Raw genomic sequence first — 261 nt, 5'->3', positions numbered from 1 at the left:
GTCACCTTCCCGGATGGCAGCACCGCCACCGGGCCGGTGGCCGCCGATGGCAGCTACGGTCCTATCAGCAGCACCGCGCCTCAGACCAGTGGTGATGTCAGCGTGCTGGCCACCGATGTGGCGGGCAATGACAGTCCGTCTGCCGTCACCGCCTATGTGGACAGCACTGGCCCAGTGGCGCCAGCCGCGCCAAGTGTGGTCGCTAACCCAGACGGTACCCTGACGGTGTCCGGCACTGCCGAGCCTAACAGCACCGTCACC

Annotated in this window: 1 protein-coding gene; it reads left to right on the top strand. The window is 67.4% G+C overall.

The window, feature by feature from the left end; translation table 11 throughout:
• On the top strand, positions 1 to 261 hold a 261-nt coding region (locus AC2A06_RS19055), incomplete at both ends, for a hypothetical protein (RefSeq protein WP_484381327.1).

Source organism: Serratia sp. HNCC26DJ244, assembly GCF_057180565.1.
The sequence above is the reverse complement of the archived record's forward strand: the minus strand, read 5'-3'. Positions and strand labels throughout refer to the sequence as shown.